The sequence below is a fragment of the Paenibacillus anaericanus genome (assembly GCF_003994475.1).
GTDB classification, from domain to species: domain Bacteria; phylum Bacillota; class Bacilli; order Paenibacillales; family Paenibacillaceae; genus Fontibacillus; species Fontibacillus anaericanus.
This window is the reverse complement of sequence record NZ_RZNY01000010.1, coordinates 1-21,463: the sequence shown is the minus strand read 5'-3', so window position 1 is coordinate 21,463 and position 21,463 is coordinate 1. Positions and strand designations below refer to the sequence as shown.

Sequence of the window (21,463 nt, the reverse complement as noted above, 5' to 3'; positions counted from 1 at the left end):
AAACCTTCGTATTACTTAAATTATTATTTGCCTAAAGCTTTCTTGTTTTCTGTCCATACATTTGTAACATAAGCAAGGAATTTCTCATATCCAACCTTCATGGAATCGTCATGTGCTTTGTCAAGAATTGCTAATGCTTCTTCATCTGTCTTAGCATACATTGACTTCGCTCTAGCTGTTAGCCAGATATCTCTAACACTTTGTCTAATAATACCTTCTTCACTATCTGGAGCCGGATCCCAATTTAGGAACTCTGTAAAGTCACCTTGAGAATCCCATGTTACTTCCATTTGCCAACGGTTACTAAAGTCAATTTGGTCAGCTGGAAGAGTTGATAAGAACTTTTTCTTCGTGCTATCCAAGAATACCGTGTTACCTACCCAAACCAAGTCACCGGCTTTACCGCTAATTTCGGATAGAGGTTCTGGATCATTTAGATATTTATCTTTATTAAATTTAGGCGTAACTCCATCTGCTTCAAATCCATCCCAATAACCATCTGGTCCTGATGGGCCCCAGTTAAGAACCATATTACCTTCTGGACCTGTCATCCAGTCAAGCATAGCAAACACAGCTTCTGGATTTTTAGCATTTTTAGATATTGTTGCTACGTTCCACCCCAACTGATTATACGTTCCTGGAGTGATCTTACTTTGGTCTAGACCTGCTTTGTAAATTGGTTTAATAAACATATAACCAGCTTCTGGATCTGCCTTCTTCATCTCTTCGTCAGCAGTTGCGAGTAACTTCATTGGATCGAATGTCGCAATAACAGCAAACTTGCCATTCAGCGCTTTCTCTCTAATTTGGTCTTCTGTTTGGGTATTCGCATCCTGCGTCATTAGTTTCTCACGCATTAATTTAGCACCAAATACTACGGATTCACGGAATCCAGCGTCTTTATAAATCGAAGCCATTTTGTCGCCTTCAGGAACGGCAAAGATTCTAGTATACGAAAGGTTATTCTCTTTGAAAGAGGAGAACAACTGGTCAATACCGTTACCATCTTTGGCCAAACCAGTCTCGAACGGAATTACATCAGGGAACTTCGCTTTAACAGCATTTAAATATGCATATAAATCATCAGTAGTCTCTAGTTTTGGAGAACCGAGTTCTTTGTAAATCTTCTTATTGATCGCATAACCGGCATTTCCGTTCGGTTGCGTTGTATAATAATTCGGTAGCTGATAAATTTTGCCATCAGGAGAACGAAGCAATTCCAAATGTCCTGGTGTTAAAGAAGCTTTAAAGTTAGGATATTTGTCAATATATTCATCCAATGGAACTAGCATATCCGCTTGACGAAGACGTTCTACGTCAGCACCCTTTTCAGTCCACACAATATCTGGTAGCTCATTACCAACGATCATCGTCTGTAGCTTTTGGGCATTATTACCGCCAGAGCTAATTCCGGTGACATTAATCTTCAAATTATCTAAGATCCATTTCGAAGCAGCATCATTACCCCACTTCGGCATTTGATACCAGCCGTAGTTACCATAGAATGATACTTCAAGCGGTTCCTTCCCTAACTCATACAAATCAGCCGCTGGAGCTTCAGTTGCAGTGTTTACCGCGTTTCCTCCTTGATTCTCTGGTTCAGCAGTTGCAGCTGGAGCACTTGAATTATTGCCACCGCAGCCCGCCAACAAAGTTAGCACCATCAAGATAGACAACATACTGAGAAGCATCTTTCTCTTGTTTTTCAATGTGTTTTCCCCTTTCAAATTGTTAATCTATGTTCAAAGCAAAATGCTCTAAACCCAAAACTCGTTCTATCATACTACTCTTTTAGTGATCCAACCAAAACACCTTTAACAAAAAACCGCTGAAGGAATGGATACACACATACGATCGGAATTGTTGCAACCATTATTGTGGCCATAGTCAAAGACTTCGACGTTATCTTCTTGGCCGCGTTAATATGTGCAATGGAGCTTGCATCTACATTAGACAGCTGCTCTGAAGCAATGTTAGAGAACAATATCTGTCTTAAGATGGTCTGAATCGGCATTAACTCCTCTTTCGTAATGTAAATACTCGCTACGAACCATTCATTCCAGTGATTTACCGCTGTGAACAAAGATAATGTTGCGATTACAGGACCGGACAGAGGCAATACTATACGGAAAAAAGTTCCCCAGTTACCGCAACCGTCAATCTTCGCCGACTCTTCCAAGCCTTGTGGAAGACCTTGAAAGAAGGTGCGGAATATGATCATATTCCATACGCTGACAAGTGCTGGAATAATAAACACCCAAAATGAGTTAAAGAGACCTAGATTTCTAATGAGCATGTATGACGGAATGAGTCCCCCTCCGAAATACATCGTAATGATACACATAACCATGTAGTATTTGCGGCCCATCAGTTCACGCTTCGACATCCCATAAGCAAATATCGATGTTGCCAATATCGCTGATATTGTACCAATCACCGTTCTCAAGACGGCAATGACGAATCCACCCATTAAACGAGAATCTTCAAACACAATCTTATAATTCTCAAGCGTGAACTCACGAACCCAGAATGTAACTCCTCCTTTGGAGGTATCCATCCCTTCATTAAAGGAAATGACTAGTGAATTCCAAAATGGATATAAGGCCGAGAATGCCAGTAAAGTTAAGAATACATATATAAACCCGATGAATAAGCGGTCCCCTATATTGCTACGTGTCATAGTCCAGTCCTCCTATATTGAGTAATTCATTACCACAAGCTGTTACCTGCTTTTCTGGCAACGAAGTTTGCAAAAGTAAGTAATGTCACACTGATAACGGCCTTAAACAATCCGATAGCAGTCGCATAGGAGTACCTGAAGTTGTCTATACCGACACGTACAACATATACATCAACTGAATCTGATACTTCTCTTAGAGCTGGATTGGAAGCAAGGATCAATATATCTTCGAATCCTGCATTCACAAGATTACCGATTGCCAGAATCATGAAGATGATTACAACTGGTATAATTGAAGGCAACGTAATCAAATAAATTTGTTTAAAGCGACTTGCACCATCCATCGAAGCTGCTTCGTATAAGTGCGGGTCAATACCAGCAATGGCAGCTAAGTAAACAATCGAGGCAAACCCGATTTCTTTCCATACATTGGCCGTAATTAAAATGCCCCAGAAATATTCTGACATGGACAGGAAGTTTACCGGTTCGTTAATTAAATGTAATTTCTCAAGCAACATATTTATACTGCCATTATCTACGGATAGCATCGAGGTCACCATCGAGCCGATAACAACCCAAGATAAGAAGTGAGGCAAGTATGTAACCGTCTGAATAACCCGTTTAAAGAACATCTTACGAACTTCATTCAGCATTAACGCCAAAATAATCGGTGCAGGAAATCCAAAACAGAATTTCAATAAGCTAATAATAATTGTATTTTTCATAACTACTGCAAACTCAGGAGCATTAAAGAAGTAAATAAAATGCTTCAATCCAACCCATTCACTACCTATAAAGCTTGCACCTAACTTGTAATCTTGGAATGCGATAAGAATCCCGTACATGGGGATATAAGCAAAAATAAAAATTAGAACGAGTGCTGGAATTACCATAAGCTGTAGATCTATTTGCTTAAAAAAGCGTCTTATCCCGCTAGTTCGTTGCTTATCGAGATTTAGTCCCGATCTCTTGTCTGGTGCGACGCTTGCGTTCGCCATATGTGAATCCTCCTAAACCTAGATTCTTGTAGAAAAAACATGCTTACTCTGTTGTGATAATTTCTAAGACAAGTACAGATCATTCATGGCCTTCTCTCTTATATGTAGGCCTGGTTCTCCTTCTCTCCCTCCGTTGAATTGCAGCATTTATACCTTAACTTGTCGAATCACCGCTGTCATATTGCCTTCGTTACCTTGACTTCTTATAAATCAATCTTAATATCAAAGCGCTTTCAAAGGTATATGACAAAACAACGATTATTGATACTTTGACACTCTCTTGTATCTAGCTTGTCCTATCTTGCTATATTGCTTATGAACTAGACTCTTTACATTCGATTTATTGCAATTCACAGCAAAAAAGCAGATCCCAATCATTCCTTGGAAATCTGCCCTCTTGCTAAAAAATCTCAACATCTAACTATTCTTGATTAGTAACAATCCCTTGTTCCAATGCATATCTGGTCAACTGTACTCTATTTTGAACTTGCAGCTTATGTAAAATATTCTTCAAATGATTCTTGACTGTATGCTCAGATATATTCAATTTTCCCCCGATTTCCCTATTGGTCAGACCACTAGCTACATTTGACAATATCTCCCGTTCTCTAGGAGTTAAGGTCTCTACTGTTTCCTTTTTAGTTGTCAGGGAAACGTCCTTCAATATTTGAAAGGCTAACTCTCGGCTTAAAGGCGCCTCCTCACTAACAATGGAGCGTAAATACTCGATCCAAGTTGAAGGTGCTAAATTTTTTAACAGATAACCTTGGGCGCCTCTTTTTAAGGCTTCAAGCAAATGAAACATATCATCCGACACCGTAATCATCACAATTTTCACATAAGGAAACCTTAGCTTAATTCGCTGGGTTGTCTCTAAACCATCCATGTCAGGCATCTGAATATCCATCAAAATGAGGTCCGGCATCCATTGCTCGGTAAACTCAATGGCTTCCCGACCATTTGTCACTACGCCTATGATCTCAAATTTCTCATCCATGGAGATAATATCACAAATAGCCTCCCTTGCATGAGCATGATCATCAACTACAAGAACCCGTGTTTTCATCTCATTTCTCCTACCTTTTCTCCTACCTTATGTAATTCTACCAAAGTGTAATTATTCTCTGTTGCGACTCGTAAATCCCAACTCATTTCTTTTGCTCTTTCATACATGATATTCAGACCATAACTATCATTATAATTAAAAGGGTCCCCTAATAATCCGATTCCATTATCCTTAATTGTCACTTTCCACTCTTCTTTATTTCCCTTTCCTTCAATCCATCCTTTTGTTGCATGAGCATGCTTCTGAATATTTATTACTGCTTCACGAATACAGGCAAGTAGTTCTACCTTTTCTTTGGGATTTAAAGATTCATCAGAGATATTCCAATCTACATCCATCGAGATAAGAACCTCTTCAGCAATTTGTTTAACCTTTTCATTTAATGATTCTCTTTGAGGAGCATCTTCTGCTAATGTCGTTGAATAACTCAAATGTGAAATGGCTTGTCGAACGTATCGATTCACTTCATGAACCGTTTTACGAATCTTATATATTTCATGATTATATTTCTCCTGATCAGTAATGAATTCTAAGCGGTCCACTTTTACAGATAAAAGGAATAAGGATTGTGCAACCCCATCATGCAATTCCTTTGCCAGTTGCTCTCTAGCCTCAAGCGCTACTTTATTCGCTCGTTCAGATTCAAGCTCTCGTTGGATTTTTTCCAGCATAGAGAATAAACGACTAAGCAACGTCACACTTACAATATAAACCAATAATGGTGTTATCCAGTTGCCGATATCCATAGAGATATATGATAAAAGGAACTGATGACGAACATACTCCCAGACACCTATAGTTAGGGTTGGAATGAACAAAATCATCCATTTAATTTGTTTATATGTCACTGGAATTCCCCCATCTAGCCTTTCAGCGTTTTTTTAAACCTTGCTGGTCATAACTTGAGTATACTTGAAAAAGATGATCCAAGTTAATCTTGATCATCTTTTTCCGCATTTATATATGATTGGAGTTGTGAGTCGCTATTTATTTCACCTAACAACAATCGAGAAATTTTTCCCTGTTTATCAATTATAAATGTGGCAGGCAAACCAACAACTCCATATAATCCAGACACTTTTCCCGTAACATCAATGATGACTGGGAAATAAAAATGATTTGTCGCCAAGAAATTGTTCACTGTGCCCTTAGATTCTCCCACATTTATGAATATTGTTGCCACGTCAGATCTATTGGACTGGAAGACATCATTTATGAGCGGCATCTCCTTCACACAAGACTCACACCAAGAAGCCCAAAAGTTGAGGATCACCACTTTTCCCCGATAGTCAGAGAGCTCCATTTTTTGCCCAGTTGTATTCGTTAGTTCGAAATCAGGAGCAATACTACCAATGGTTAATTTAGCTGCCTCCTGCTGACTATTATCATGTCTAGACGAAACTACAATCCATGCAATAGCCCCGAGTGCTATCAAACCAATCACAATAGTAACGATAACTCGCACATTAGAATTTTGATTGTTCATTCGATTCACCTTGAGCTTATTCCTAAACTATGTTGAAAAGCGGCTTGTAAAGGTAGCTCTCCATACTTTTGACGAAAATATGCTACGCTACCTTCTCCACAATTCCGTCCCTTATTCAAAAATACAACATCATCTGCGACCTGTTCCGCAATGTCAAGCTGATGAGTAGAAAATAGAACGGTATGGCCTTCAAGCTGAATCTCCCTTAATAGTTTGACGAACTCATTCATCCAAAAAGGATCTAATCCATTCGTTGGTTCGTCCATAATTAATAAAGGAGGATTGGCCAGAATAGCTTGGGCAAATAAAATACGCTGCCGCATTCCTTTAGAGAAAGAATTCACCTGCTTATGTCTTTTATCCTCTAATCCCACCAGAGCGAGCACTTCGTTCACTCTGTTCTGCGAAACTCGGCGTAATGCAGCCCAAAAGGATAATACCTCTTCTGCCGTCAGCCCTTGCGTAAATTGATAATCATCCGGCATGTACCCTATTTGTTGAGAGAATATCTTCCTATTTCTTTTCCATTGCAATTTATTTACCGAAATTTCGCCCGAGCTTGGTTGGAGAATCCCAGCGATCATTCGCAAAATCGTACTTTTTCCCGCACCATTTCCACCACACAGCCCAACTATACTTCCGGATTTAATATTCAGATTGATATCTACGATGATCTGTTGTTCTTTAATCTTCTTATTTACACCAACGAGTTGGACAAAGGGATCAGCCACGAGAACGCCCCCTCTCCCAGATCCAGTACACAATGGTAAGTGACAGACCAATCCAAACTAAGCATAGTCCAATAAATACTAAACTTCCGCTTGGCTGATGAATCCAATTTACCCATTTATAATATTCAGGACCTAATACAGATCCGCCTCCAAGCTTAATGACAACAAACAAACGAACTAACTCGGCAGGATTTAAAAAGGTGAAGAATACCAATACTGGTTTGATCCATAAATACGGAAGTAAGCCTAAGACAGCTATTAAAATACTGGACCAGCCAATCACTGCAAAGAACCAGATCATGACCGAAATCGTTAAAGCCTGCCAACGATTTTTGGATAGAGAACCTACAAATAAGGCTATCGACAGAAATAGTAGTACTAGGCCAATTGAAAAGGCAAGGAAGAGAAGAAATGTTGTCGCTGCAAAGGTTTTACCAATAATTATCGTAATCAAGCCCATCAAACCATAACCAAAGGAGACAATCGTCAATAATACTACAGATAATCCGGCATATTTGCCTATCAAAAAAGACATCGTTCCAAGGGGATACGTAGATAATAGCTGCCAACTACCCTCTTCCTTTTCCGCAGTAAGTGAGAAGGATCCTAAAAACAAAGTCATCAGCGGAAGTACATAGAGTATAAGACTTAACATAGATCCGGTTACTCCTGAGTAACCACTAACCTCATTCTGAGAGTTAACTAGCAACAAGCTTAGGCTAAAAACAGAAAATAGAATTAGAAAGGAATAAGCCCACGGATTGCGGAATCCCATTTTAATCTCTCTACTTGCAACTTGCAGCATATCTGCCATGTTCATATCTCCATCTTCTGTATTTAGTTAGTGCCATTGTGATCCATATTCATGTCTTCATGCATATCCCCATCCATTCCTTCTTCCATGTGCATATCCATCATATCCTTGCTTTGTTGCCAAGTATGGTTAGATAGTTCATCAGCGCTTAATATTTGCCCAGTACCCTGCTCATGAACAAAGTCCTCTGCGGATTTTTTTACCTTAAAACTAATAATTCCATACGCCATCGGTGTGCGGAACGAGCTGTCATACACATAGGTAGCTTTACTAAACTGTATCCATTCTTTATCGTTATAGTCGCGAACATAATCCATGCCTATATGATCCACACCGTTTTTCTGCTTCCATTCATTCATACAACCAATGTCATCGAATTTTAAATTTTTGCCGTCTTTGGTCACTATCTGTGTTGCAAAGGCATCATCCTTCACCTGCATGTTACATATGACGCAAACATCTACATCTTCGTTTATTGCCTGCGGTGTGTACTTCTTCTGACCACAACCTACTAACAAGAAAATTCCCAACATAAGCGCAAAAGCCATTGACCATTTTTTCATGATTTGGATACCCCCGAATAAAATATAATAGCTACTGACGTAATCAGAAGTGTTGACGTGATAAGGAGCATAAACGTCGTCTCAGAAATATTTCCTTTTTCAGTTGAAGATGGCGGTGGTTTTGAGATCGAATCTATACTCATTTTCATTAATGGTGAAGAATCTTTAGTCCAGCTTTCCTGGTTGTTGGTATACATTGAACTTAAAAACGTCATACCTGTTGATTGAAAAAACAATTGAAAGGCTGGAGTTTTAGAAATCAACTCTTGGTAAAATGGATTGATAGCGTAAGGGATTTCACTTATTCCATCTTTATTTAAGTCTAAGCCTTGTGCGGAATCCCAATAATTCTGTTCAATTTCATTGGCGTCACTATCTGTGGCCTCTGCTTCAATCACGTTGGAAACAAAGTCATTATCATGAATCTTGTTGCTTTCTGCATGAACAAATTGAATCCCAATAAAGTTTCTAAGAATTGAGTTTTCTCTTATTTGATTCTCTTGCGATGACTCGATGTATATTCCTACCCTGTTTCCTTCTACGATATTCTGTTCGATCACCGAATTCTGAACGCTATATAGAAGTATTCCTTGAGCGTTAACATTTTTACTCTGTTTTAGAAATGAATTATTAGAAACAAGAACATCCCGAACCCCCATAATCATGGCGCCTGTTATGTTATATTCACCTAGATTGCCAATAATCTCGGAGCCATCTATATACATGCAATGAATACCGTACCGTGAACCCATAAGCTGATTATTTAGGATTTTCAATTGACGACTGTTCTCCAAATAAATGCCATCTCTCATATTCTGAATCTTATTTTGTTCAATAGTGTTGTTATGAGAATTGTAGAGATCGATCCCATTCCCCTTTTCCCCAGTCTTGATGTTCTTAGTTCTCAACCATGAGATCGAGTTATGAAGGACAGTCCCTCTGTCCGCATCCCGTAGCAGTATTCCATATCCCTTCGTTTGGATGTTCAAATCCTTCAAACCTACTTCATCCGCTGTAACAACGATGGCTGCTGATTCATTAACATAATTTTGTCTAATATTGAACCCTTCCACAACCACCCCTTCTGCTTGAATCATAATAGCTGCCTCAGGGGAATCGTTTGTCAGCAATACTTGATTAGAACCTTGAATATGTAACACTTTATTGATGACTACAGGTCCCAGATAGTTTCCTTCAGCCAACACAAGCGTGTCTCCCGGCTGTGCCTCATCGACAATTTGTTGAAGATCAAAAATTTGCTTACTTGATACCTCCTCCTCAGTCGCAGAAAAAGCAACTACAGTAAATAACAAACTAACGAGAATGAAATGGATCAAAACTACAAAAATAAGAACATTCATGCGATGTTTGCTTCTCATTAACTTACTCCCTACTTTTCGTTTCATAGATCAGTACATCACCAATTCTTCTAATCAAAATAATAGGCTATAACTTTTTTCACTAACATAGCCCTAAAGAGTCCTTTTATAAGAAGATTGTGTGTAATTATGGCGTTTTCATGAAGATTTATATTAAACCTAACAAAAAGACACATGCAGACTATTCTCTGCATGTGTCTTAGTTATCTATTAAAGACGATTCAACATTTCCTCACTAATGTTCTCAGTGATTACTCTTTGGAGTGCCGTAGTTATCTGCTTTCTTTATGCTGTATAAATGTTACTATTGGCACAGAATGAGAAAAGATAAGTATGCTATAGTTTTTTCTAATAGCGGGCAAGAGGAGGAATACTTCAGATCAGGTTATGCGGGTAGCAAGCAGTACTCTTTGTCCTGAAGCTATGATAATTAAGGAGGAGTTATTATGGTGCACCTCGTTTATTGTGACGACAAGGAAAAAGTTTTGGAGAAGATACTAAGCGGAATGAAAACCATGGTAGTTAGAGGTGCTGCAGGAAGAAAGATTCCACACAGCAGAGTATTTGAGGATGAAACGCTATACTTTATGAAAAAAGGAACAGGTAAAATTTCTGCGATGGCTACGGTTACTCACGTTCAGAACTACATAAAACTAGCAGAAGAAGAGATTACCCAAACACTTCAAGACAATCAAGAAAAACTCCATTTGACGGACAAGCAAATGATTAGATGGCAAAAAAAATGTCTCTGTTTAGTCGAATTTTCTAATGTAAAAGAAATTGGACCTTTAGAGTTTGACCATCAGAGTAATATGGATGACTGGCTAATTATTGAGAAAATTGAAGATGTAGTAGTAGGAACTAGCATACCGTACAATTATGACAAATCTAAATTCCAATAAGTCAGACTAGAAGAGTTAATATCAATACAGAATATGGGATTTCGCATATTTGGTATATCAGATCTGAAGTGGTGAGAATATGAAAGTATCCATTGAAGAAATTAGCAGGGACCATGAAGAGGAAATTATCATCAGATGCCACGAGTTGAATGATGATATTCTAAAATTGCTAAGCAAATTAGAAATAAAAAACACTATGATACTTGGATATGACGATGACAATATCCACAGGATTAGAATAGCAGACGTATATTACTTTGAAGCAGTGGACAATAGAGTGTTTATCTACTGTAAAGACAAGGTATTAGAGTCAAAGCATAAGCTTTATGAGCTGGAAGAAATATGTGAGGGAATGAAATTTTTCCGGGCATCTAAATCTAGCATTTTAAACATAAAAAAGATATTGTCTGTAAGGCCTTCCATAAGCGGCAGGTTTGAGGCAAAGCTGGATAACGGAGAAATTGTAGTTATCTCAAGACAGTATGTACCTGTATTAAAAAAGATGTTGGATTTATAGGAGAAAACGGAAAATGAAATTAAAAGAATATCTTAAAGAGTTGATCCGAGATTTTTTAATCATATTTGCAATTGTCGTCATATTTATAACTGTATTGCGGCAGATATTTTCACCCAATGAGCATTTTGAATTGACAGATATTTTTATCTATATGATATGTGCATTGGCTGGAGATTTACCAAGCTTAATCTTCTACTCGTCAAAGGAGATATCCGAAAAGGAAATGCGGCTCCGGATAATCATTCATTTCGTGGTACTGGAAGTTGTTATATTGACCTTGGCCAATGTAATGGCCTGGATAAGCGGTCCCCTAGATACGCTTTTATTAGCAATTCAGATTGCGGTAATCTATGTACTAGTCCGCTTCTTGACATGGAGGGATGATAGAAAATCAGCGCATAGAATCAATGAAAAACTAAAGGCTATGAAAGAAGAATCAATGCACGTTTCGGAATAAGAATAAGAAGTGAATGACAGCTTACCCCTCCTTTTGTACAGCTTACCTGTCTTTATTTACAGCATACCGTTAACGCCAATACATCCGGCTGGGTGTATTGTATGCTGAATCTAGAAGGAAAACTGTAACAAACAAAAGGAGACAACAAAGTGGGAACAATTGTATTTATTCTCGCAGCATTGATCGAGATCACGTTAGCCGTATACTGTATTGCAACAAAGTCCAATCAGAAGAGAACCAGAAGTTGGATCCGTATCGGTACATTCGCCACATTCTTCTTCTTTACTCTGATATCGGTCATTGAGTGGAGCTTTCAATGGAAATTGCTTGCTGCGACACTGCTTATTTGGGCAATAATCGGTGTCGTGTCGCTGATACGTAAGAAAGAGGAGAAGAAAGAACCTAAGCGTGTAGGTATCATATTCAAGGCACTCGCCATGTTACTGATTCTGATTATAGCGATGGCACCCGCTTTGATGTTCCCACAGTATGAGCCTCCCCAGATGACAGGTAGTTATGAGGTGGCTACAGCCGTTTATACATACACAGATGATAGCCGTATTGAGACATTCAACAATTCAGGCCAGAATAGGAAGGTTACTGCCCAATTCTGGTATCCTGCGGATAAGGATGGAACATATCCGTTAGTGGTATTTTCCCATGGTGCGTTTGGAATAAAAGATAGCAACACTTCCACCTATATGGAATTAGCAAGTCATGGTTATGTCGTAGCCTCTCTAGACCATCCCCATCACTCCATGTATACCGTTGATACGGAAGGCAAATTCACAATGGTAGATACGTCATTCATACAGGAAGTAATCGATGTTAATAAGGGCATTTACGATGAGGAGACCGTGTTTGAGCTCACTCACAAGTGGCTGGAAGTTCGTACCCAAGATATGAATTTCGTACTCGACACGATTATTGAGAACACAAAGAATACCGATTCCGACGAGGTTTATCAGCTTATTGACACCAACAAAATCGGTTTGATGGGTCACTCTCTTGGCGGAGCGGCAAGTGCACAAGTTGGTAGAGATCGTGATGACGTACGTGCAGTTATTAATCTCGATGGCGATTTGCTCGGTGAGAATGTAGACTTTAGGGGCGGTAAATACGTTATTAACGATAAAATTTATCCACTTCCGATACTCAATATATACACTGACGATATGATGAAGTTGTTTGCCGCTGCTCATGACGCAGGTTATATTGATGCCAACACACTGATATTAGACACTGCTCCCAAGGCGTTCATGGTCAATATCAAGGGCACGAATCATATGAGTCTTACTGATCTACCTCTTTTCTCACCGATGCTCGTATCTATGATTAGCAATTCAGTGAGTATGGGTGGCGGGGTTGAGGCAGACAAATATTATATTATCGAGACAATGAATACCCTCGTGCTTGAGTTCTTTGATTGCTATCTTAAGGGCGAAGGTGACTTCGACTCTGAAGGGACATATTAATGGCAAAAAGGTTATGAGCATTTACTACGCTTAATCACTCTACAATGGAACACATACCTAAATATTAGGGGCTGTCTCATAAGTAGGTTTACTCACTTAATGAATGGTTCACCTGACAAAAAAAAGCGTCAAATTTATAAATAGCGGTGCTAGGGAGGCTATCCCTTGCACCGCTATTTTGAATTTTCGGTCTACTGCTTTTAAGCTATCCGCCTAAACTACTATTTTTTTGAGTCTCCATATCTTACATCATGGTTGCATTCACTTGAAAGTGTTTTAATTTTTCTCACGCTAGGAGGTCAGTCCCATACTCTCATGTGGCTTTTTAGCTATTTTTTTAGTTCTTTTACTACAGAAAATACAATACTAATTACAAGTCCTATTCCTAAAACAATATACGCAATAGTTCTACTTTGAAATATCGCAGCTATCATAAGAAAAATATTTGTAAAAATCAAGGTAATTATTCTCTCTCTTGTTCCAACTTCCATTATATATTTCATTTCAATCCAAAAGCCCACATTAATAAATAAAAAAAGTAATATTAAAAGCATAAAAGACACCCTTCCAGCCATACTTATTTTAATTTATCGAGGGACAACAACATTTCTTTTAAATCATTTATCTTACTAGAACCCTTTTTTGTTTTTGTTATATCTAAGTACCAAATTTTTTGTGAAAAAAAATCAAATTCATAATCTATATCTCCACTCTTCACCAAACTCTTTAATATTGGTAAGGCTAATAAGTATTTTGATAGTAGTAACTCCTCAGAGTTTGATCTCATCTCTCGGTCTAACAAACTATCTATAAGAACATCATAATCATAATTAGAATCAGCTAATATTTCACCTCCTTTTGACAATGTTGCGGCTTTAGAAAGCCTACCTCCAATTTTTTTAGCTAATTTCGCCAATCTACCCGCCTTAGTATAGTCACCTAATATACCTGCAAGCTCTGTGGAATCTCCTAAAGTTCCAACATACCCAATCATTTTTTTTGATTTTTTGAATGCTGATTTAGAAAAATATTCCGTTTTGTATTCCTCGTAACCTGCAAATACTTTAGCTGCATTAAAAACACCAGATTTTAATAAGTCGCCCGCAAACGGAACTGGTATAAAGCCACCCAAAAAGTCACCTGTGTCTTCAGCTCTGCTAGAAGGTTCATAATAATAGACCCCATTATTCAAGGATACATAGGTATATTTCCACTCGTATCAATATACTTCAAAGGATTATTCTCCACATACGTATATAAATTCAACGTCAGCGGATTTGTAATGCTTCCTTCATACGTATCTAGTTTATAAAGCGACTCCTACTAATAAGAAATGGACGGTGACTGTTCCCAATCTCCGTCTATCAGATTATATCATCCAGCCTGTTTAATGGATACTTCTGGAATTATGTATACGGCTTTAGTCTTCAACAGATAATAGATGACATTGACCAGTTTCCTCATAATGCAAACAATAGCTTGTTGCTTCGTCTTTCCTGCTACTAATCTCTGTTCATAGTAACTATAGAAGTAAGGATTACGTGGCTCTCGCTTCCCACGAGTAACGGCTATCTGACGAACAGCAAGACTCTTCCTCATGATAACATAAGTTTTTTTTGAGTGTCTACTTGAAGGGGATAATACCACACTCGCATATGGTGGTCACATGAAACTACGGGTTTTAACTAAATCTTCTGTGTATGACAAATCAATCAGACCACTAATTGGGCTTGAGTCTGCTCTTTTATCAGGCCTGTTGAATAGCCAATCTATTAATCATTAAAATAGAACAAACGAAAAAAATGATATGCCGACACATGACCTTCCCATTGTGAACAGTTCAGGTAAACCTGATTGAGTACGTACAACCGAGCGGGTATTACATAGGTTAAGTATGTTATTGGTTGAATGATGGATTCATTCGGCACTGGGTATAGGTAAAAAGAAAGACCTTGAGGGCAAATTCCCCACAAGGTCGCTGCTCTTTTATTCTGTTATTAGGTAGCAGATGTTAAATAATATATTCTTTAGATTTATTTGATTTATAAAATCACGAATAGATAAATTGCCCTGAATTAATTCACAATCCCCCCCCTGATATCTCGCCAAAAACATAATTGTTTTTGATGGAGACTGTTCTACAAAAAAACTTAATATCTTTTCGAAGTCCATCTTAAATTCCGGTCTAATAATCAAAGGAGTCAGGTTATATATTACATCTTCATTTTCAATCCAAAAAGGGACGGGTATATGTTGTGCATCTCTTTCAAAATCTGAGTCACACAGTAGAAAAGCATTTTTAATTCCTTCGTCATCTTTGACTAACGAATACCAAATCCCTTTTGTCTGACTCATGAATTTCCAAGTAGTGCTAAATCTCCTGATATCCTGATTGTCCCTTTCATTCATTACTTCAATTGAAGATTTAAAAGGTATTTGTACAGGATCTTCTTGGTTTACTATTACGACTTCCAAATCGAATGACATATATCTCTCCTTTTTATCACGGGAGGAATGTGTTAATGTTCCAGTTAGTATCAAATGATGTTTTTCCATCCCTAGACATAATTCTAATTGTCCCGTCAGAACTCAAATGAATATCAGGATTATTACCCACTTTTTTCATTGAATCCTTATATGGGGAGTTTTTATTAGTCAAATCTTTAATAATATCTTGCTTCACTCCATGAAATTGCCCCTTCTTCAGGGCGAATTTCCTTTCTATTTCTTTAGCAGAAAAATTTTTGAAATCTACTTTACCAAAGTTTTTTCCATTAGATCCAGAAATTGAACCAGACGACATACCCCCTAAGGTTGCAGCTATTGCTATCGTTTTATCATTTGCTCCATAGGAAAAATAATCATCTAATTCGGACAGCGCCCATTTCGCAACACCATAATTTTCATAACCAGTTGTTAATGCTAGTTTATACAAATACTCAAATTGGTTTCTAGTCATTCCGCCAGAATTATCGCCAAAAAAACCATATTTATATTCTTTAATCAGATTTTTCAAAAGCTTAGCACGTACTTCTGCATTTGCTGATCTTGCTAGAATAATCTTATCGGTTGCCGGAGTGTACGAAAGATTATATAAAGGATCTCCACCAGATGCACCACCAGAATCAGCCATGTGCCCACTTGGATCTGTATAAATCAACGGATTATTCTCCACATAAGTATACAAATTCAAACTCAATGGATTTGTAAAACTTCCTTCATACGTATCCTCATTAATAAACCTACCTACACTTGGATCATACCATCTGGCACGTAGGTATTGAAGCTCAACTGAGTCGTCCCAATATTCTCCCGAATACCGGAACAGATTGTCTACGGTTTCTGTAGCAGTTATTGCATTTCCCCAAATGTCATAGGTATATTGATTAAGTATGTTCCCTGAGCTATCTCTCATTTCTACAACATCACCATGACCGTTGGTAAGATAATAACCTTTTTGACCATTGGCATCTTCTCGCATCACAAGCGCATTTCCGTACAAATAGTTTGCTTTTACATTAGTTGATCCATCCCTCTGAACAGTTCCTTCTGCAATGATAACTTGACCATCATAATAGTATCGTGTTGTTATGTTGCCTTCTTTGCGTTCAACGAGCAAATTATCTCCATTATATTTGTATTCCACCGAGGTACCATCAGATTGTATAACTTTCCTTAATCGATTCCATTCATCATAACTATATGATACATCCTCCGATATGGCACTGCTCACCTGTTCAGTTTGTAAAGTGTTCCTATTACCTCGGCTATCGTAAGTATACAGTTCATTGAATTGATTAGACTTCGTTATCCGGTCCATATTATCGTAACTGAACAGTTTTGTTTCCAGGCTGTTCTCCTTGACTTCTACTATGTTCTTGTTGATATCATGACTGTAATTATATTTATTCAAGGTTGTATTGTTATACTTATGATACAGGCTACTTAGATTGCCATCCATATAGGTGTTTTCTGAACTTGTTCCATTTGCCTGCCGCAAATTAAGCAATTGCCCATTTGCATTGTAATTATATGAGCTTTGAACAACGCCATTCCAAGTCACACTAGTTAAATTATTAGTAGAATTATAATCATATGAAACTTCATTAGCGAATGGTGTCGTCATTTTCACTCGATTACCAATCTGATCATAATCGTACGAAATCGTTTTTCCGTCAGGATAACTTATACTCATAAGCTGCCCTGTAAACGGTGTATATTCATATAAAGTGGTCTGACTTCCGTTATCAGTCATTGTCTTTCGAGTTCCATCATCATTATACGAATATAAAATCTGTTCGGTTGGACCTTGTTTACTGAGCAAAAAGTTACGATTACTATAAATATAATTGAATTCTTGTCCATTTCTATCTGTGTTTCTGATCATATTTCCGTTAGCATCATATTTATAGATATCACTTTTTTGTAAAGGATCTATGACTTTAATTAATTGCCCCAGTTCATCATAGTTTTTCGATAATACACTCTGATCAGGGTATAATATTTGAGTCAATAGCCCTCTATTATTATACGAATACTTATAAGTGTACTGATCAGGCGTAACTAATGATAGTAGGTTACCGAGTACATCATATGAGTAGGTTGTTACATTGTTTTTCCCATCCTGTTCAGAAAGAAGATGACCCCCTGCATCATATGTTCCTGTCCAAATCGTTTGATAACTTCCGTTTAAGTTTTGCTCTTTTTTTATTACTTGTCCAATTAAATCAAAGTTTTGTCGTATGTTATTTCCGACTGCATCCGTAATCACACTCGTTTTGAAAATATCATCATAAATGATCTGCATTTTACTCTGATCAGGTAGTATCGTCGAGACAGTTCTACCCCATTTATCGTAATTGGTGACTGTCCGATTACTCTTTGCATCTTCTGACCATACCAAACGACTATACTGATCATATCCGTACTTAGATTTAGCTTTGTTTACACCATTCTCTACAATACCACTTTCAATTGTCAAACCTAAGGGATCCCACTGGCTGTAAGTGCTATTCATTACTTCATCAGTTAATACAACTTTATTCAAAGTATCGTTTATACTCAAGGTTGCTTTTGTACCATCCTGATTGACAGTTTGAATTAACCTACCAAGGATATCGTAAGAATAACTAGTCGTCCCTCCATCACCATCCATATATGTTTTTAGTGCCCCTGTGGCCATATTATATGTAGCGTTCACGGTTTGTGTATATGCTTGGCCTGAAGCATCTTTATATGGTCGGCTGATTTCAGTTGGAAACCCAGAACTATACTCATTACCATATTTAATCTGAATATCAACATTTGAATTATCAATTTCTTTGGTTCTAATCAACGTGATATTTCCATAAGCATCATACGTATAATAGGAGTCTTGTAAAACCTTTCCTGAAACATTTGAATCTAACACTCTTTCTTGCAGAATATCACCTTGAGCATTTCTTGAAGCAATTTGTTTGAATACATTCTTTGACAAGCTTACAGGTTCTAACGCAGTTGTTAATAAATGTGTTCCAGAATCATACGCATATGATGAAGTCAACTTTAACGGACTAGTATAACTAGTGACATTTTGATATGCGTCATATGTCCAAGCTGATGTTACAGGTACAGATGTAGCTAGTGTTGTCCTATTGCGATAGTATGAACTAGAAGTAATCGGGACATTTCGATGATTTGCTTCATCATAAGTCTGCTCGGTAATATATTCCGTCGTACCATCATTAGATATTGTTTTTACTGCAAAATAATCAGAACCATAGTTGCTATTCACATACTTTTTCTTAAATGTATTTTGGGTTTCTAGTAGTCCGTCAAACACAGTAGTTGTTAAAGTTAGATTACCTGTGAATGAACTCCCAATATCCCCCGAATATATAAATTTCGAAAGATTGAAATCCTTCGTGGTCATGTCCGTGTAATTTATTACATCTTTTCTTTCAGCTAGTCGAAAAGCTTGATTCACTTGTTCGTTTCCAACATAACGTGTAACAGGATTTACTTCATATTGATAGTCTGTTTTTGCCCCTGTCGGATGAACAATGTTAGTAAGAAGTGCATACGGATTATCAGCGCTCGGTGATGATCCGAGTAGATTAAACTTTGCTTGCTTGACTGCGTAACTATATGTCGTCTTTCTCCCCATTGAATCTATGACTTGAGTAAGTAGTTCTTTATTATTCTGTGTCGTTTTTTTGTAGATTACTGTCTGATCTCCCAGCGTGAGTTTTACTTCCCCCGATGTATACTGAATGTCAATGGAATTTCCTAGAGCGTCCTGAATTGATGTAAGAATAACTCCATAAGGAGAAACATTACCATAACTAAATCCGATATAGTTTCCGTAAGCATCTTTTATTTGTAGTATATTTCCATCTGAATCAAAATATTGAGAGGTTCCATAAACCGATTTTAAAACATACGCTGATTTTCTATTGGCATATGTTACAGAAGTATCTGACTCAAAGGATAAGTCAGACCATGGATAATTTTTTAATTGTTTTCCGTTAATTTCATAAACACTACCCTCAGACAACCCTACGTAAGTTCTACCACTATCAAACTTCAAATATGGTATATTCCAGCGCCATCCCTTTCCTAATGGAAACCGTTTGTCTAATGGATTATCTTTTACCTTGTTGTATGCATTGTAGTCTGTAAGTACTTCCCTAATATCTCCGCTACTATAATAAAGTTCCTCGTAATCAAAGTATCCCTCAGAATAGCTTCCGGCTGATCCAGTTGCATTATAACTTCCATTGTTTATTTCCCTCTGAAAAGCAACTGCTTCTTGATATAGCGAAAAAGGACCTGCTGTATCTGAATATCCATCTTGGATATACCAGTTTGATTTATTCGTTGTTGTTGTATTATAGGCAAATCTATACTCTTTGTAATAAATTCGATCTTTTTCATATCCACATGGATGAACTACTTCACGACTTAAACTAGGCGGATTATTTTTTGCAACATCCAATGTATACATGCTGGAGAAGGTTCCACCATTCCTTTTTGCATTTGATCCCATACCAGCGCTATACAACGGTGTTGATGTATCTGAACAAGCATATTTTACGAGAGTTTCACTATAGACGCGTTCCAAATTGTAATATTCGTCTCTGAACTTAAGCTCTTTATTAAAATCAAATACGTATCCATATTCCATACTGTATCCAACATCTGGTTCATAATATTGTGCATCACTGCTGTCATATGTGCGGCTTAGTGAAAATGACAAACCGTTTCTTCCAGGCAAAGTAAAAATTGACAATGATCCGGACAGTAACGAGACATCCTCACCATGTAAATTAACCTTATAAGGCGCCTCTGATATCTTAGCAATGGGCTTTAGAATTTCAGGTGTCGGATTCGTCGTTTTCTGAGCATATACTGCACCTGTTACATCATGAATTTCTGTAGGATCAATATTAGGTTGTTCCCCATCTATACCCTCTTTATCAAAGATTATTGGGTTTTCGTTAAATGTTGATGGAAATTCTAAGGGCTCTGGGTTAGTGATTGTTTCAAATATACTAAATGGCATTAGTTCTTTATTTTCAACATAAGAAGTTATGACACTTTCCGTTGAATCAGATAAATTAATGGGAACTTTCCGATCTAACGTTGGAGACATACTTCGTAGTGTTGCTGAATTGGATTGAGTCCATAATGTTGTAAAAAGCTCTTGGAGGGTAAATCCCTTATCTAATTCATTTTGTATCCAGTCTTCAGTAACTGAAAAGAGTTGAATTAAATCCTCCCTTGTTAGTTTGGCCTGATTTTGCTCGATCTGATCTTGCTCGACATTTAGTTGTCTTTCTAGCTCTATGCGATTACGTTCAACTTCCAGTTTTAAACTACCCAATTCTTCGACACTCTCGGCTGTTTGCATATTTAAGAGTGATGATTCCAAAGTTGGCTTTGGAGTTTCTACAGGATTATCGTTTAAAGTGTCTGGTAGGTCTGTCTGTTCTTCTTGATTCACAGGATTCATGACAAATTGAGCATCGTTTGACATGCACTTTATACATGCTATATGGTCTTCAATATAAATAATAGATATTTAAGATGACTTAGAAAACATAGGAATTGAACCCTGAAATCATTAAGATGATTGAATATTTGTAGAAATTGACGATTTAGACCACCAAAGACATCCTGAAAAATCTTTTTTCTGTTACCTAAACCACAAAAAAAAGGCGTTCGCTAATGAACGCCTTTCGACTTAAATTTTTATTTTGAAAATAAAAATCTCTAAAACACCTTCTTCTGCCCACGATCATCCTTCAAAATCTCCACCGCTTCACGGAACCGTAGCGAGTGGATAATTTCCCGTTCACGCAGGAATTTCAAACTATCCTGCAAATCAACGTCGTCAGTCATGTCGATGAGCCAC

General features: G+C 37.6%; 19 protein-coding genes and 1 pseudogene. 4 read left to right on the top strand and 16 right to left on the bottom strand.

From position 1 onward, the window contains the following. Positions 1–23: 23 nt before the first annotated feature. From EJP82_RS13235 to EJP82_RS13190, 10 genes are all read right to left on the bottom strand, one after another. Positions 24–1,709 carry an extracellular solute-binding protein gene (locus tag EJP82_RS13235; protein WP_127192545.1) on the bottom strand — a complete coding sequence of 562 codons (1,686 nt, stop codon included), beginning with the start codon at positions 1,707–1,709 and terminating at the stop codon, positions 24–26. Positions 1,710–1,783: 74 nt separating this feature from the next. Continuing rightward, positions 1,784–2,680, bottom strand: coding sequence for a carbohydrate ABC transporter permease (locus EJP82_RS13230; protein ID WP_127192544.1), 897 nt, complete (start codon positions 2,678–2,680; stop codon positions 1,784–1,786). 29 nt (positions 2,681–2,709) lie between these two features. After that, positions 2,710–3,678: an ABC transporter permease gene (locus tag EJP82_RS13225; RefSeq protein WP_127192543.1), complete on the bottom strand. Its 969-nt coding sequence runs from the start codon at positions 3,676–3,678 to the stop codon at positions 2,710–2,712. A gap of 421 nt (positions 3,679–4,099) precedes the next feature. Beyond that, the gene (locus EJP82_RS13220; protein ID WP_127192542.1) at positions 4,100–4,744 is read right to left on the bottom strand and encodes a response regulator; all 645 of its coding nucleotides are present in this window, start codon (positions 4,742–4,744) and stop codon (positions 4,100–4,102) included. Continuing rightward, entirely contained in the window at positions 4,741–5,592 is an 852-nt protein-coding gene (locus tag EJP82_RS13215; RefSeq protein WP_127192541.1) for a sensor histidine kinase, read from the bottom strand. Before EJP82_RS13215 ends, EJP82_RS13220 begins: the two co-directional genes overlap by 4 nt. A gap of 83 nt (positions 5,593–5,675) precedes the next feature. Continuing rightward, on the bottom strand, positions 5,676–6,230 hold the full coding sequence (locus EJP82_RS13210; RefSeq protein ID WP_127192540.1) for a redoxin domain-containing protein: 555 nt from the start codon (positions 6,228–6,230) through the stop codon (positions 5,676–5,678). Between the two features lie 5 nt (positions 6,231–6,235). Further along, positions 6,236–6,961 carry an ABC transporter ATP-binding protein gene (locus tag EJP82_RS13205; RefSeq protein ID WP_127192539.1) on the bottom strand — a complete coding sequence of 242 codons (726 nt, stop codon included), beginning with the start codon at positions 6,959–6,961 and terminating at the stop codon, positions 6,236–6,238. Beyond that, positions 6,954–7,775 carry an ABC transporter permease gene (locus EJP82_RS13200; protein ID WP_127192538.1) on the bottom strand — a complete coding sequence of 274 codons (822 nt, stop codon included), beginning with the start codon at positions 7,773–7,775 and terminating at the stop codon, positions 6,954–6,956. The genes EJP82_RS13205 and EJP82_RS13200 overlap by 8 nt, the downstream gene beginning before the upstream one ends. Before the next feature lie 23 nt (positions 7,776–7,798). Then, a complete protein-coding gene (locus tag EJP82_RS13195; RefSeq protein WP_127192537.1) occupies positions 7,799–8,338 on the bottom strand; it encodes a nitrous oxide reductase accessory protein NosL in 540 nt (179 codons plus the stop codon). After that, positions 8,335–9,717 (bottom strand): right-handed parallel beta-helix repeat-containing protein, encoded by a 1,383-nt coding sequence (locus EJP82_RS13190; protein WP_127192536.1) that lies wholly within the window; start codon positions 9,715–9,717, stop codon positions 8,335–8,337. Before EJP82_RS13190 ends, EJP82_RS13195 begins: the two co-directional genes overlap by 4 nt. A 446-nt stretch (positions 9,718–10,163) precedes the next feature. Between EJP82_RS13190 and EJP82_RS13185 the strand changes: the two genes are divergently transcribed. The 4 genes from EJP82_RS13185 (at position 10,164) to EJP82_RS13170 (ending at position 13,068) form a co-directional block, all read left to right on the top strand. Then, a complete protein-coding gene (locus EJP82_RS13185; protein WP_127192535.1) occupies positions 10,164–10,619 on the top strand; it encodes a hypothetical protein in 456 nt (151 codons plus the stop codon). 79 nt (positions 10,620–10,698) lie between these two features. Continuing rightward, entirely contained in the window at positions 10,699–11,136 is a 438-nt protein-coding gene (locus EJP82_RS13180) for a LytTR family DNA-binding domain-containing protein (protein ID WP_127192534.1), read from the top strand. A 13-nt stretch (positions 11,137–11,149) separates the two neighbouring features. Then, the gene (locus EJP82_RS13175; RefSeq protein WP_127192533.1) at positions 11,150–11,593 is read left to right on the top strand and encodes a DUF3021 domain-containing protein; all 444 of its coding nucleotides are present in this window, start codon (positions 11,150–11,152) and stop codon (positions 11,591–11,593) included. A 149-nt stretch (positions 11,594–11,742) separates the two neighbouring features. Next, positions 11,743–13,068 (top strand): alpha/beta hydrolase family protein, encoded by a 1,326-nt coding sequence (locus EJP82_RS13170; protein WP_127192532.1) that lies wholly within the window; start codon positions 11,743–11,745, stop codon positions 13,066–13,068. Positions 13,069–13,397: 329 nt separating this feature from the next. On the opposite strand, the gene EJP82_RS13165 is transcribed toward EJP82_RS13170, so the two are convergent. The 6 genes and pseudogenes from EJP82_RS13165 to EJP82_RS13140 form a co-directional block, all read right to left on the bottom strand. Further along, complete coding sequence (locus tag EJP82_RS13165; RefSeq protein WP_127192531.1) at positions 13,398–13,622, bottom strand: hypothetical protein; 225 nt, start codon at positions 13,620–13,622, stop codon at positions 13,398–13,400. 23 nt (positions 13,623–13,645) lie between these two features. Then, positions 13,646–14,200 (bottom strand): hypothetical protein, encoded by a 555-nt coding sequence (locus EJP82_RS13160; RefSeq protein ID WP_127192530.1) that lies wholly within the window; start codon positions 14,198–14,200, stop codon positions 13,646–13,648. Between the two features lie 242 nt (positions 14,201–14,442). Then, positions 14,443–14,661 (bottom strand): annotated as a pseudogene (locus EJP82_RS13155) (IS110 family transposase); the annotation flags it as partial. 393 nt (positions 14,662–15,054) lie between these two features. Further along, complete coding sequence (locus EJP82_RS13150; RefSeq protein WP_127192529.1) at positions 15,055–15,555, bottom strand: hypothetical protein; 501 nt, start codon at positions 15,553–15,555, stop codon at positions 15,055–15,057. A gap of 16 nt (positions 15,556–15,571) precedes the next feature. Then, on the bottom strand, positions 15,572–21,085 hold the full coding sequence (locus EJP82_RS13145) for an RHS repeat domain-containing protein (RefSeq protein WP_127192528.1): 5,514 nt from the start codon (positions 21,083–21,085) through the stop codon (positions 15,572–15,574). A gap of 236 nt (positions 21,086–21,321) precedes the next feature. Continuing rightward, positions 21,322–21,463 (bottom strand): manganese catalase family protein (locus EJP82_RS13140; RefSeq protein ID WP_211350109.1); only part of this gene is annotated, 142 nt, incomplete at its 5' end.